The sequence below is a fragment of the Holdemania sp. 1001302B_160321_E10 genome (assembly GCF_015552275.1).
Taxonomy (GTDB): Bacteria; Bacillota_I; Bacilli_A; order Erysipelotrichales; family Erysipelotrichaceae; genus Holdemania.
Genome location: NZ_JADNEM010000008.1, coordinates 109088 through 123020, shown reverse-complemented (window position 1 = coordinate 123020; position 13933 = coordinate 109088). Strand labels below are relative to the sequence as shown.

Below are 13933 nucleotides of genomic sequence, written 5' to 3'. Positions count from 1 at the left end.
ACCAGCAAGTTTTCTGAGGAATAATGTGTATCTGTATTTATATATACATTTACGACTTCATTATATACTATTTTAAAAAGATCTCAAGAGGAGAATGGACAGTTTTACTACTTTTTTTAACGCTCCGCAAGAAATCCTGTCCTGAAGGTATAGGCATATTGGCTGCTGATGTAGTAGGTTTTGATGTATTCATACGGGCGCCGCTGTTCGTCATAGGTGATATGCTCGTTTAAAAGCAACGCGACATTGCCGACGCCGAGCAGCTTTTTCTGCGACTCGCTGGGCAGATGCGCCGACATCTTATGCAGCGCGCCGCCGCGGTAAACGCCGACGGAATGGAGATATTCCGTTAATGAGCCTTCCAGCGCCTTGACGTTGATCGCCGGAACGATCTTGGCGGAAATGTAAGTATAGCTCAACGCGATCGGTTCCCCATCCCCGGTCCGCAGCCGCACGAAGTAATGGATCAGTTCATCATCCGCCAGCTCCAGATATTCCGCGACTTCCGGGACGTCCGCCGCTTTATAAACCTTGTATTCGATCAGCTGCGAACCAGCCTTCATGCCGACCGAAGCCATATCGTCGGTAAAGCTGCCGCCCTGACTGATGCTTTTGGTCACCATCCGCGGCAGCACGAACGACCCCTTGCCGGCCGTGCGTTCGATATAGCCCTCCTGAGCCAGGTTAATCAGAGCTTTGTTGACGGTCAACCGGCCGATATCAAACTTTTCGCTCAGCTGTTTTTCAGTTTCGATCTGATCGCCCGGCTTTAAATCACCGGACTGGATCCGGTCAATGATGTAATTTTCAATAATTTTATACTTCGGCATTTCTTTCATAAGTTCCTCCGTTTTCCCGCGGGATATTCGCCGCAGACTGCCTCGAAAAACCAAATTTGACCGCATGGTTCAACTTGAATTTCCACAATTTGTTTATACATTGTAACTATATCATAACTCCCGAATGAAAACCAGCGGGACGCGGCTCCTGACATTCCTTCGATATATTACCTAGATATTATTTCATTATTCCCTATATTTTCTTTTTCCATTTTAGTCCAATAGGGCACAAAAGGGGAATTTCTTCGATGATGAAGGAAACCTTTGAAATCAAATATGCGCTGTTAGAAATCAGATCAAAATGCTCAGCGAAGTACAGGACAAACCTGAAATACTCTCTTTGCTTTCTTCATAACCCGCTGGAACTTTCCACAAAAAAACCTGCGGCAGCCTTGCCCGCAGGGACCTTTTCACCACGAAACACCGCCTTGTTCTTAGTCGTCCTCGCGGTTTTTTTCTTCCTCATAATTTAATTTATGCCCGTACAGGCACGCCGCAAAAATACCCAGCGCCAGACCGCCGCCGATCAGCCAGTTCCCATCCCGCAGCCAGCCTGAGCCAAACGCTGCCGCCCAGAATCCGCTGAATACTATGGATACCAGAAAATATCCGATTTTAAACCGGAACAGTAATTTAATGACCAGAATCAAAACCAGCCCGGCCGCCACGCCCGCGATCGGCGACAGACCGTTGTCAACGAGCGTAAACCCAAGCAGAAAAGCAAAAAACAGACTTTCAATATTGACGATCTTTAATTCTTTATAAGCATCAAACCGGATCTTATCCCGCATGTTCATCCTCCCGACCGTTATCCATCGTAATTATACACAAACTGACAAGGGATGCAACTCCCGCATCGACAAAAGCGGGGCGATGTTGAAAATCCGCTCCCGCTTTCTTTTTCTTCAGGCTTCGCTTTTCATTTCAGTTTTTCTCAGCTAAAACAACACGCTGCGCTTTTAAGCTGGCCTTTACGTCGATCAGCCGCTGATTCGCCGACCCCCGGAACCGCAAATTCAGGGATTTCTGCGCAAGCAGAAACGGCCCGTCGATCAAGACGTCGATCTGTTCCAAAAACGTCCTTTGATCCGGATCCTGCGCTTCCATCAACGCTTCCCACGTATAACCGGTATAGCACCACACATTCATTCCCAGCTGATGCACAGCCTGCGCCAATTCGCCGCAGGCCGCGGCCTGTGCCATCGGCTCGCCTCCGGAAAACGTCACGCCGTCCAGATAGAAATGAGCCTTCAGCTGTTTTAGAAGGATCTCGGATGCGACGCTTGTTCCTCCGTCAAACGGGTGCGTCTGGGGATTGTGACAGCCCGGGCAGCCATGCGGACAGCCCTGTGTCCAGATGACCGCCCGCAGACCCTCGCCGTCGACGATACTGTCAAACTGCACCGGCGCGGATAAACGCAGCTCAGCCATGCTTCACGCGGTCACGGACTTCCGCCCGCTTCGCATCGTTAAACCGGTCCAGCGTCCCGACCAGATATCCGGTGATCCGGCGGATCCGCTCAAACGGCACGCCGTCCTCCGTTCTTCCGCAGCACGGGCATTCGTCGTTGATAATTCCGTTAAAGCCGCAGACCGGATCACGGTCGATCGGATGGTTGATCGCCCCGTAGCCGATCCCCAGCTCCTTCATCATCCGGACGACCTTCTCAAACGCCGCCAGATTGGTCGACGGATCGCCGTCCATTTCTACATAGGAGATATGCCCGCCGTTGGTCAAAGCGTGATACGGCGCTTCCACCGACAGCTTGTGGTAGAAATCGGTTGGATAGTAAACCGGGACATGGAATGAATTCGTGTAGTATTCCTTATCCGTCACCCCTTCGATCTTACCGTATTCTTCCTGATCCATCTTGATGAACCGGCCCGACAGCCCTTCAGCCGGAGTCGCGATCAGAGAGAAATTCAAGCCATATTGCTTCGTATAGTGATCACAGCGCTCACGCATCCGGGTGACAATCGTCAGTCCCAGCTGCTGAGCGTCCTCACTTTCGCCATGATGCTTGCCGATCAAAGCTTTCAGACATTCCGCCAGACCGATGAAGCCGATCGTCAATGTGCCATGCTTCAGCACCGATTCCAGCGTATCTTCAATATCCAGCTGATCTGAATTCAGCCAGTTGCCCTGCGCCATCAGGAACGGGAAATTCTTGACCCGGCGGGCGCACTGCACACGGTAACGTTCCAACAGCTGATCCTTCACCAGATCCATCTTTTCGTCCAGTTCCTGATAGAAGCCCGCCAGATCGCACTGCCCTTGTAAGACCTCGCCATGCTTTAAGCCCAGACGCGGCAGGTTGATCGAGGTGAAGCTGAGGTTGCCCCGGCCGACGACGACTTCGTTTTCCGGATCGATCTCATTGCCGATCACGCGCGTCCGGCAGCCCATGTAGGCGATTTCCGTTTCCGGCCGGCCTTCCTTGTAGTATTGCTTATTGAACGGCGCGTCAATGAACGCGAAGTTCGGAAACATCCGCTTGGCGGAAACGCGGCAGGAAAGCTGGAACAGATCATAGTTCGGATCACCCGGATTGTAGTTGACGCCTTCCTTAATCTTGAAGATCAGGATCGGGAAAATCGGCGTTTCATGATTGCCCAGGCCGCTCTCCATGGCCAGCAGCAGCTGCCGGGAAATCATTCTTCCCGCTTCGCTCGTATCCGTTCCGAAGTTGATCGAGCTGAATGGAACCTGCGCTCCGGCCCGGGAATGCATCGTATTCAAATTGTGGATCAGACCTTCCATTGCCTGATACGTCGCGCGTTCCGTTTTCGCCAGCGCTTTTTCATAGACTAACGGCAGCTGATCGCCGGTCAGCTCCACCGCCCGCAAATCGCTCAGACCCTCGATCTGGCTCAGCGCCAAATTCATCGTTTCCAAGTCCAGCGCCTGGGTGTAATCGACATAATCGGTCAACGCCTGACGGTAGTTTTTCTTAAAGGTATGCATGACGCCCGGAGCCAGATAGTAATCAAACAGCGGAATCGACTGACCGCCGTGCTGATCATTCTGATTGGACTGGATTGCAATCGCCGCCAGCGCCGCGTAGGAAGCGATGTCCTTTGGCTCGCGCAGAAATCCGTGGCCGGTATTGAAACCGCCCTGAAACAGCTTGTCCAGCGGAATCTGCAGACAGGTTGTCGTGCCCATCGGATAGAAATCCATGTCATGAATGTGGATATCGCCGTTTTCATGCGCGGCCGCCACCTTCGGATCCAGACAATAGGAGGTCGTATAGGCCTTGGTCAGCGTGCTGCCGTACTGCAGCATCATCCCCATCGCGCTGTCGCCGTTGATGTTGGCGTTCTCACGCTTTTCATTGACTTCCTTCGAGTCCTTGATCCCGAAGTTTTCCAGCGTTTTCATCAGCCGGTGCTGGCGGGATGAGAAACAATCGCGGGCCAGCGCGCGCTTCTGACGGTAGTTCTTAAACGCTTTGTATTCCTCAATGAAGCCTTCCTCGACAAAAGCTTCCTCAACCTGATCCTGAATCTTCTCGATTTCAATATGCGGCAGATCGGCAGCCTCAATCTGATTCAAAGCCCGGTTCAGGACTTTCCTGACGTTCTCCTCGCTGCAATGTGTGCCGACGTTGGCAAACCCTTTTTCAATGACATTTTGAATTTTTTCCTTGTGAAAGCGGACCGTCCGGCCGTCGCGTTTTATGACTTTAATTTCCATTTCTGCATTCCTCCTACTGTCTATGGGCAAGAAAAACAAGGCCGGCGAAGACATCCGTCCTGTCGCACCTTGTTTCTCATTCATTTTCTTAACGTTGCTTTGGGTTTGTAACATTCCCCATGAATCCTGACCTTCGTTTCTTCAGCCTGAATGATTTTTATTATACCATATTTTTCCGCAGATCAAAGCCGGATGCTTCTGGAAAATCCAACAAATTCTTACCCGATATCCGGCTGCGTTGGGATAATTGCTTCCTGCAAAAAACGAAGTTTGGTTATCGCGGTTTTAATAGCTGTCCGTGTATTTAAATGTGAAATGATCCTGATCCTGAATCGGGGTTTCATCAACGGCCGGACAGAATCCCGCCGCCTTGCACGCTTCGTTATTTTCCGATTCGTACAGCCACCACGGGCCAGTCGCCATATCGCCCTGTTCTACGTCCAGCAGCGCAGTTAAAAGCCGGCCGTACGTGCTTGTTTCCATTTTCGCTTTCAGCTCCGGCGCCTCTTCCAGCATTTTGCCTAAGGTTTCCGCATCGGTTTTGATCTCTCCGGAAAACAGTTCAGTGCCGTCGATTTCATTGACGACGGTAACGTTGATCGTTTTTGCGCCGGCCACCGTCTTCGGCTTTAGCGCGTTGAAGCCCAGCACACAGACCAGAATTGCAGCCAAAATCGCGGCTGCGGCAATCCATTTCTTCTTCATTTTTTATTTCCTCTCCATCTTTTCCAGCCGGTCAAGCAGCGGATCAAGCAGAAACAGCGCTTCCAGCGCGCTCACTAATCCCTGAATAACCGACGTTTTTAAGCCCAGAACAATGTAAATCAGCGTCACTTTCGGCGAGAACAGAATAAACGGCAGATCGAGCAGCTGGCCCGTCGAAAACGAGCACAGACCGACAAGCACGACCGCCGCCCAACGATACCGCCGCAGCACCGGCTTCAAGCTGCCGAACAGAAGTGCGTAGACGGGATAGATCAGACAGTAGGCGAAGGTCCAGATGGAAACGCCCTGCACCAACATGTTCACCAGCGTAAACACCAGCGCGCCATAGAAAACCTCGCGCCGCTCAAACGTCAGCGCCAGCACCGCGATCGTCAGCGTGATCGCTTCCAGATACAGCACCTGCGAAAACATCGTGAACACCACGGCCATCATCGCCGCCATGATCGCGATTCGCGCGATTTGTTTAACCGACATCGTAGCTACGGGAAACAAACGGAATCTCGCTCACGCCTTCCAACCGGTTTTCCTTCAGTGCCATCTGGAAGAAAACGTTGGACAACAGATTCCAGAAATCCAGCAGAATCACCGGTACCGGTTTTTCTTCCCGGTCGATGGCGTACGCGATCCGCAGCACCGCCTTGCACCGGCTGCGCAGCACATGCAGCGCGCAGGCCCCTTCGCAGCCGGCCGGCAGCACAAATTGCCGGATCGGACCATTTTCCTGCGTCAGACGGACATACAGCTGATCGAGCCATTCAAAGTCCTCGTCCCGGATTGCCAGGCGTCCCCGGATTGAACCATTGGCATGATAGACCAGTTCGCACAGCTTCAGCAGTTCCGGCTGATGCTTGGCCGAGTGCGCCGCCTGGGCGATCAGCGACGCCAGTTCATCGCTGGCAACCTCATAATCACATTGCCGCGAAGTTTCTTTCAGAAACGAATAAGCACAACAGCGTTGATCCATTCCCAATCCCCCTTTCCAAATAAAAACTCATTCCTGAATTCAGAATGAGTGAGTTTGACTATTCCATGATTAAAACAGAGCTAATCACAGCCTAGCCTTTAATCCTTCACCCAGAAGACAAGACTTCTTTCATTCAGGCCGGTCTACCGACTTCGCTTCATCCGCCCTTCCGCCTTCCCATATCAATATACAGTGGCTGTTGGAAGTTTGTCCGCTTCACGGTTGCTGGGGCAGTCAGAGAAATTCACTCTGTTCCCGATTAAGCAGTTTCCTGCACCTGAAATGCGAATCCATTATATCATGACTGGTAATAAAATAAAGGTAATTTGCTTAAAAATCCTTCCGGCTACAGGAAGGTCAGAAGCAGAGCGGCAATTCCTTCGCTGGCCATCAGCAGTATTGAGCCTGTGACAACGGAAAGTTTCCGCTTACGGATAAAACGAATCAGAAGGAGAATCAGCGTACTTACCGTGCCTATCGTAGAAAGCAAGTTCCTCACCGAATTCCAATTATCTACCCAGCGCAGGTCATACAACAGCGCGAAAACCAGAACGGCGATAAAAGCCAAGATGGCATGTTTCCATTTCTTCGGATCCATTTTCCTATCCGGACAATCCAGGCATTGAAACAAAGCGACAAATAAAACAAAGCAGTAACTAAGAATCAGCCGCAGATCTCCCTCCAAATCCAGACCCTGCGTCTGACAGCCGATCAATACGACGGCCAGCAGGACTTCCAAAAGCATAAACACAAAAATCGGTTTCATTCGTTTCCCCATCGTTTTAAGCGTATCCATGCCGTCCTCCTTACTGATGAATCATCAGATCCAATACTAAATTGTCGGATAACGCCGCCTGCCTGACAATCCGGCCGCTGGCCGGACTGACTATCACGCCGACCGCTTCTCCCTGATCCAGAGCTGAAAACACATAAAATCCGGTTTTCTTTTCACTGCGCGTCAACTCGGGCACGTCAGCTTTAAAGATCCGTTCCAGTCCGGAAGGAGGAGTGTTGACCGCAAAGTGGATGTCTTCATAGCCTTGTTGCGTTAAGATCGCTTCCGCCTGATTTACAGTTTTCATTCCCGTGATCAATGGAAAAGAAAGAATGAGAAAGAATTCTAAAACCAAAATGCAGACGTATATTTCAGAGATTCGCTGTCCCCAGCCCGGAATCCGTTTGCGTAAACAAGCATGATACAATAAAGTGCCAGCGCCCATGGCAAGACTATAACCCCATTCTAACATATAGGGCATCTTGGCCCATATATAAAGCGCCATGGCAAAGAATAACGGCAGCACCAGCCATCGGGACAGCCTGGAGTTTAGCTCTTCTTCGCGTCTTTTTTCCCGGCCCTCTTTACCGAGCATAAGCCAGAACACAAAATTCATCGGAAGCAGTGCCGTAACAAATGACACCTCTACGATATTCTTATACAACCGCTGTGTAACGAAAATGATCAACGCGAGGTCTATTCCATAAATCAGGATTCCCAAAAGCATCAGGCCGTATCGGTTCCAGAAACTAGTTTTCCCTTCCATGATAACCTCTTTCTATGTTTTTTTGAGTTTAATATTGAATTAATAGATTTAAAACTTTATTCTCAGAAATGGGCGCTTGAGCTATAATCCGTCCTGTTGTCGGACTGATCAGAATTCCAAGCTTTTCCCCTTGCCGAATCGCTGTATAAACGTATAAATCTGTTTTCTTCTCTTGTTCACTCATTTCCGGTATAGGATCAGAAAAGACCCAGCTGATACTAACGGGCGAAGTATTCGTATGATATTCAATCTCGGTATATCCCATTCGTATTAAAACTTCTTCAGCTTTATCAACAGTTCTTAAATTAGTTATAAGCGGAAAAGTAACAGTCATAATGAGTTCTGTCATCAATATACATAGAGCGCACGCTGACAGACGCTTACCCCTGTTCAAAATCTGATTTATAGAGCTATAATAATAGATCCCATATCCTACGGCAAAAGAAATAAAATACAGATAGGAAAGATCATACGGGATTAACAAAATAAGCACTCCAAAACATAAATGTCCGACTGCTAAAACCCTTCCAAATTTCTCATTCTTCATCCAAGCTTGAGATTTTTCTTTACTAAAAAATAACCAAATGAGAAAAAGGATCGGGCCAATTAAGAAAATCGAATTAAATTCAATAATTTCTTTATACATACGATGAGAATAATTCCATAAAAGACCTAATTCCAAAACATACAACAAAATAATAAGAACTATCAGAATGTACTTCTTCCATCCTTTTCCTTTCATTTTATATCCCCCATCTCGTTTTTACTTATTTTAGCATTAAAAACATAATTTCCGGACTTTCTTTCAAAGCTTTCTCCACGATAATTTCACCGGTATGGGGACTAACAATCAATCCAATATTCTTACCATTTTCAAAGGTGATAAAACCATAGTAATTAAGGACTCGTTCCTGCGAAGTCAATTCACTGATTTCATCCTCAAAGAAAACTTCTGCTTTTGTATAATTGACTGTATTTACAAAGCGGACTTCAGATTGCCTTTGATTTTTTAGTTGTTGAGTAACTTCACATATACTTTTAATTCCGTGTATGGAAGGAAAGAAGAGAAAATAAACTAAAGTAAACAAATTGACAAAGCATAAAAGCTTTTCGCGCTGATTTTTCTTGAACGGAAATATTTTTTCAATTCCAGCAAAGACAACAACACCCAGACCGCTGGCAAGCATGGGCCCTCCTAAGATTTGATCAGGAAAGATATTGAGAAATAAACCTCCCAGAAGGAAATCAACAGTTAAAATAACCATGCCTTTCCATCTTTTTATTCTATAATCACTCAGACAGAAGTATTGAAAAACCAAAAGAGCAAGAGCTGGCAACCAATTTGCTCTGATAATTTTACCAATTCCTAAAGGTATTAATAACAAGTCCAACAAAACAAAGATAAATAAAGCTATGTCTAAACTTATTAATGGATAATTCCGTAAAAAACCCCTTTCTTTCATACTTTCACCTCAAATCGGCAATTCCTTATTTGTTTCTATTTTAACATGTTCCGAAAAGCCGCAAAAGCCGTGTTGCATCGACTTCATGAATAATTCATAATTAAGTTTAACGCCTGCATTTACGGTTTCCAACTTATAGCTTATAATAAGACCAAAATCTGAAACATTGGGGGAATGAAAATGACATTTTATTTTCGCTGGGCAAAAATGGAGGATGCACAATCGCTCGCAGATATATATCGGCCATATATTGAAGAAACGGCGATCACCTTTGAAACAGAAGCGCCGGATGCCGAGGAGTTTCGTTGTCGGATTGCGGAAGTGACGGCGCTGAATCCCTGGATCGTAATGACCGATGAAAATCAGACGATCCTTGGCTACGGCTATTATCATCCATTCCGGACACGTGCCGCCTATCAATGGTGGACTGAAGTTTCAATTTATCTGCGGGCGGATCAGCGCGGCCGGGGTTTGGGGACGCAGCTGTTGAGTAAACTGGAGCAGCTGGCCCGAATTCAGGGCTACTACACTCTGGTTTCCGTCGTCACTTGCCCCAATCCTGCCAGCGAGCATCTGCATCAAAAAGCCGGTTTTCAACCGATGGGCTGTCTAAAACAAGCCGGATACAAGCTCGGCGGCTGGCATGACGTGGTGGAATGGGGAAAAACGCTGCGCACTCCGGATAAAGATCCGCAGCCGATCCTGCCTTTTCCGCTATGTGCTGATAAACTTGAAAATCTGCTTTAAAAACGCAATAAGATCCGGACACCCGGATCTCTATTTTTTTTCGCCGATCGTCTGAATCAGCTCCTGTTTGATTTCTTCCGCCGCTTGGGCGCGAGGTTTCCGTCCCAGAATATACGCAAAGCTATCGCGCCATTCCTGATCGCTGTAATTGTCTGCGGCAAGCTGAAGAACAACATTCCTCAATGGGTAATGATAGGGCTGCGTATGCAGATCGGACAGATAAGGACACTCGCATTGATTTGCCAGAAGCTCTAGTAAACTTGGTTTCGGCATTGTTTTCCGCCCCCTTTTGTCAATTAAATCAGACTTTTTGTGACATTCAGAATATAATAAATTTACAAGTGAAACCAGCTGATTTTCAGGCTGTTTCGGGATGGAATGATCAGTAATAAAAAGTCTACTTTTTTAGATGGCAGGCTGAAAACTAAGCCTGACGCTTGCACCACCGCAGAAAGGTTTCGTGCGAAACGCCAAGCTGGGAAGCGGCCTGCCGTGATGAAATTTCGTTGTTTTTCCACTGTTGCTTGAGCTCGGTAAATTGATCGGGAACTGGAATTTTAGGTCTTCCGAATTGGACGCCTTTGCGCTTCGCGGCCTGAATGCCTTCTTTCTGCCGCTGGCGGATATTCTCACGCTCCGTCTGCGCGACATAGCTCAGCAGCTGCAGCACCAGATCGGCGATCAAGGTGCCGGTCAGGTCTTTTCCCTCCCGGGTGTCCAGCAGCGCCATATCCAGAACGACGATATCAATCCCTTTTTCCTTGGTCAGATACCGCCACTGCTGAATAATTTCTTCATAGTTGCGGCCCAGACGATCAATGCTTTTAATCACAAGCAGATCGCCCTTTTTCATCTTGCGGATAAGCCGCCGGTAACGTGGCCGGTTGAAATCTTTTCCGCTCTGCTTTTCAACGACGATGTTTTTCTCAGGTACCGGGAACTCCAACATCGCAATCATCTGCCGGTCTTCGTTTTGATCCTTTGTCGATACGCGTACGTAGCCATAGATTTGGCATGTCATGATCTTTCCTCCTTTTTCAATTCTATATAAAACCCTATACAAAACGCAATTATACGCCAAAGGTAAAATTTTCCAGCATATTTAAGAAAAAATTAAAACACAGATTTCTCTGTGTTTTAAATAAATGTAATAATTATTTCAACAATTATTCTCCAGATATTGCGAGTTGATCGACAAGCAGGGATCCACAGCACACGCTGTTCAAATCCTGACGGCCGTCATGGCCTAAGGCAAGAATTGTATTCATCATTTCAAGATAGTTCCCCGCAATCGTGATCAAATGAACCGGATAGGCCAGCGTGCCCTGTTCGATTTTAAAACCGCTGGCCTGCAATGAGAAATCACTCGTCAGCGGGTTCAGTCCCGCGTGCAGACCTTGTAAGTCGGTAATCAGCACGCCGTCCTCGATCTGTGCGATCATTTCATCCAGGGATAAATCCCCCGGTTTTACAAGCAGGTTGGTCGGCGAAACCTGAACCGGAGCGCTGCAGCTGTTTTTAAACCCGTTGCCCGTCGAAGTCCGGCCGCCTTTCAGCGCGCTCTTGCGGTCATATAAAGCTTCCTTGAACACGCCGTTTTCGACGATCACCGTGCGCTGGGTCGGCACGCCTTCATCATCGAAATCACAGCTGGAAAAGCCATCGGGCAGCTGCGGTTCGTCAACGATTGTGATCAGCGGACTCATGATGTTCTCACCCTGCCGGTCTTTCAGAATGGATAAGTCCTTTTGAATCTGGTCAGCGCTGAACATGGCCCATAAGGAAGCCAACAGATCCGTCGCGACGTCATAACGTAAAATTGTCCGGTACCTGCCGGAAGGAATCCGCACAGCGTCCAGCTTGTTCACCGCTTCCCGAACCGCTTCCTCAACGAATTCAGCCGCTTTATCCTCATCCAGATCCTTGATCGCACGCCAGCTGAAGCCGTTGGTCTGTTCTTTCCCATTGGAAGCGATGACGCTCAGCGTGATCAAGCCCAGCGTCGAGCGCCGCATCGCCTTCAGCCCCTGTGTATTGGCCAGCGTCGTTAAGGACTCCGTTTCCTGATAACCGCAGGCCGATACCCGCAGGATTCGCGAATCCTGCTTCAGGGCCGCGGCTTCCACCTTTTTCATGAATTCGATCTTCTCGCTCACGGTTCGGCGGGCGAGTGTATCATCGCCGCGGTCGTCGTTCATTGGCGTCTGTCCCGGCGTTAACAACACAGTGTCTTCTGTTTCCAAAGCGTCAGCCAGCTGGCGGCATTGAATCGCTAAGGCCCGCAATGACGCTTCATCAGTTTTCTCCGTATAGGCGCTGGCGCAGCGGCCCTGACGCGTCCCCCGCAGCGAGAGACCATTTTTATCCGAAACGACAAACTGCCGCGGCTGACCGTCAAGAATGTCAAAGCGCAGCGTCCGGGTCTGACTCTGATAGACCTCCGCTTCTTCCAGGCCTGCTTCTTTTGCGTAGCTTAAAATTGTTTCCGCGATCATTTCAATTTTCCTCCTTTGCCGCCAACCGTCATGTGCGTAACACGGATCGTCGGCTGGCCGACATCCGTCGGAATCGAACCGCTCTTGGAACCGCACATCCCCTGCTCGCGCGAACCGTTGTCCGCAATCTTATCAATTCTGAACAGAATTTCCGCTCCGTTGCCAATCAGGGTCGCGCCCCGCACCGGTTCAGCCAGCTTGCCGTCGCGGATCATATACGCTTCCAGTACGGCGAAGTTGAAATCACCGGTGACCGGATTCACGGATCCGCCGCCTAAACGCTTGGCATACAACCCTAACGGCGTATCGGCGATGATTTCCTCAAACGTCGACGTGCCGTTTAACAAGAAGGTATTGGTCATCCGCGACGTCGGTTCAAAGGTGTAATCCTGACGGCGCGCGGAGCCGGTCGCTTCCATGCCCATCCGCCGGGCATTCAGCGGATCGATCAGATAGCCCTTCAGCACGCCGTTTTCGATCAACAGATTGCGGCGGGTGGCCTGACCTTCATCGTCGATATTGTTGGAACCCCAGGCATGCGGAATCGTTCCGTCGTCAACGGCATTGACCAGCTCGCTGGCCACTTTCTGACCCAGCTTGCCGCAGAAGACGGAATTGCCGTAAGCAACACTGGTGGCTTCTAACGAATGGCCGCAGGCTTCATGGAAGATGACGCCGCCAAAACCATTGTCGATCACAACGGTCATTTCTCCGCTCGGGCATTCATCGGCGTTCAGCATCACCTTGGCCGTGCGGGCAGCGTCCCGTGCCATCGCCTCGACGTCGATCTGATCATAGAATTCATAGCCGGCATGCGCGCCCGGCGCTTTCGCGGAGTTCTGCATCCGGTCGCCGTCCATCGCGACCGCCTGCATGCGCAGCCGCGTCCGCTGGCGGTTATCGCGTACCAGCCTGCCGTCGCTGGCGGCGATGATGACGGTCTGGTCTTCATCAGCCAGATTGACCATCGCTTTTTTAATTATAGGATCGTAGTTCAGCAGCGCGTCGTTGGCCCGCTGCATCAAAGCCCGGCGCTGGGCTAACGTCACGCTTTGCACGGGAATTTCCGGGGCGTGCTGATCCTGAATAATTTGTTCCCGGATCGCCGGACATTCCGCCTGGCGTTTGCGCCCGATCGCCGCGGTCAGCTGATCGATCACCGTGAGGATCTTTTCCTCCTCCTGCTCGTTGGTATAGCCGTACACCGTGCGCAGCCCGTCAAAGATCCTAATCGACAGCCCCCAGCGTAATCCGCTGTTGGCCGCCTCCAGTTTCCCGTTGAGCATTGAAGCGCTGCACGTCCACTTTTCTTCCTCAAACAGCTCCGCGAAATCCCCGCCCCGCGCCAGTGCCCGGTCGAGATACCGCTGCGCTTTTTTTGTGTCTAAAAACATGATTTCTCCCTTCCTTTCCTTGTTTTTCAAGAATTATTCACGATGGATAACTTGTTTTTCTGTGTGA

16 protein-coding genes and 1 riboswitch are annotated in these 13933 nt (G+C 49.5%); of the genes, 1 reads left to right on the top strand and 15 read right to left on the bottom strand.

The window, feature by feature from the left end; translation table 11 throughout:
• Nucleotides 1-116 precede the first annotated feature (116 nt).
• From I2D94_RS06805 to I2D94_RS06755, 11 genes are all read right to left on the bottom strand, one after another.
• Nucleotides 117-839 carry a GntR family transcriptional regulator gene (locus tag I2D94_RS06805; RefSeq protein ID WP_195396088.1) on the bottom strand — a complete coding sequence of 241 codons (723 nt, stop codon included), beginning with the start codon at nt 837-839 and terminating at the stop codon, nt 117-119.
• A gap of 434 nt (nt 840-1273) precedes the next feature.
• Nucleotides 1274-1630, bottom strand: coding sequence for a hypothetical protein (locus tag I2D94_RS06800; RefSeq protein WP_195396087.1), 357 nt, complete (start codon nt 1628-1630; stop codon nt 1274-1276).
• Nucleotides 1631-1763: 133 nt separating this feature from the next.
• Complete coding sequence (gene nrdG / locus I2D94_RS06795; RefSeq protein WP_195396086.1) at nt 1764-2270, bottom strand: anaerobic ribonucleoside-triphosphate reductase activating protein; 507 nt, start codon at nt 2268-2270, stop codon at nt 1764-1766.
• Complete coding sequence (locus tag I2D94_RS06790; RefSeq protein WP_195396085.1) at nt 2263-4536, bottom strand: anaerobic ribonucleoside triphosphate reductase; 2274 nt, start codon at nt 4534-4536, stop codon at nt 2263-2265. Before I2D94_RS06790 ends, nrdG begins: the two co-directional genes overlap by 8 nt.
• A 285-nt stretch (nt 4537-4821) precedes the next feature.
• Nucleotides 4822-5241, bottom strand: coding sequence for a DUF4430 domain-containing protein (locus I2D94_RS06785; protein WP_195396084.1), 420 nt, complete (start codon nt 5239-5241; stop codon nt 4822-4824).
• Nucleotides 5242-5244: 3 nt separating this feature from the next.
• Nucleotides 5245-5754, bottom strand: a complete 510-nt coding sequence (locus I2D94_RS06780) for a cytochrome B (RefSeq protein ID WP_195396083.1) — start codon at nt 5752-5754, stop codon at nt 5245-5247.
• A complete protein-coding gene (locus I2D94_RS06775) occupies nt 5726-6226 on the bottom strand; it encodes an ATP:cob(I)alamin adenosyltransferase (protein WP_195396082.1) in 501 nt (166 codons plus the stop codon). Before I2D94_RS06775 ends, I2D94_RS06780 begins: the two co-directional genes overlap by 29 nt.
• 118 nt (nt 6227-6344) lie before the next feature.
• Nucleotides 6345-6522, bottom strand: a riboswitch (cobalamin riboswitch).
• A 50-nt stretch (nt 6523-6572) separates the two neighbouring features.
• Nucleotides 6573-7022, bottom strand: a complete 450-nt coding sequence (locus tag I2D94_RS06770) for a hypothetical protein (RefSeq protein ID WP_195396081.1) — start codon at nt 7020-7022, stop codon at nt 6573-6575.
• Nucleotides 7023-7032: 10 nt separating this feature from the next.
• Nucleotides 7033-7767: a hypothetical protein gene (locus I2D94_RS06765; protein WP_195396080.1), complete on the bottom strand. Its 735-nt coding sequence runs from the start codon at nt 7765-7767 to the stop codon at nt 7033-7035.
• Nucleotides 7768-7795: 28 nt separating this feature from the next.
• Complete coding sequence (locus I2D94_RS06760; RefSeq protein WP_195396079.1) at nt 7796-8509, bottom strand: hypothetical protein; 714 nt, start codon at nt 8507-8509, stop codon at nt 7796-7798.
• A gap of 25 nt (nt 8510-8534) precedes the next feature.
• Complete coding sequence (locus I2D94_RS06755) at nt 8535-9230, bottom strand: hypothetical protein (RefSeq protein ID WP_195396078.1); 696 nt, start codon at nt 9228-9230, stop codon at nt 8535-8537.
• 180 nt (nt 9231-9410) lie between these two features.
• Here I2D94_RS06755 and I2D94_RS06750 point away from each other — a divergent pair, with 180 nt between their 5' ends.
• Nucleotides 9411-9977, top strand: a complete 567-nt coding sequence (locus I2D94_RS06750) for a GNAT family N-acetyltransferase (protein WP_195396077.1) — start codon at nt 9411-9413, stop codon at nt 9975-9977.
• A gap of 30 nt (nt 9978-10007) precedes the next feature.
• Here the strand turns inward: I2D94_RS06750 and I2D94_RS06745 are convergent, their stop codons facing one another.
• The 4 genes from I2D94_RS06745 to I2D94_RS06730 all read right to left on the bottom strand — a co-directional run bounded on the left by I2D94_RS06745 (nt 10008) and on the right by I2D94_RS06730 (nt 13866).
• Nucleotides 10008-10250 (bottom strand): hypothetical protein, encoded by a 243-nt coding sequence (locus tag I2D94_RS06745; protein WP_195396076.1) that lies wholly within the window; start codon nt 10248-10250, stop codon nt 10008-10010.
• Between the two features lie 151 nt (nt 10251-10401).
• Nucleotides 10402-10998, bottom strand: a complete 597-nt coding sequence (locus tag I2D94_RS06740; RefSeq protein ID WP_072684786.1) for a recombinase family protein — start codon at nt 10996-10998, stop codon at nt 10402-10404.
• A 145-nt stretch (nt 10999-11143) separates the two neighbouring features.
• Entirely contained in the window at nt 11144-12472 is a 1329-nt protein-coding gene (locus tag I2D94_RS06735; RefSeq protein WP_195396075.1) for a TldD/PmbA family protein, read from the bottom strand.
• Complete coding sequence (locus I2D94_RS06730) at nt 12469-13866, bottom strand: TldD/PmbA family protein (protein WP_195396074.1); 1398 nt, start codon at nt 13864-13866, stop codon at nt 12469-12471. The genes I2D94_RS06735 and I2D94_RS06730 overlap by 4 nt, the downstream gene beginning before the upstream one ends.
• Nucleotides 13867-13933 lie beyond the last annotated feature (67 nt).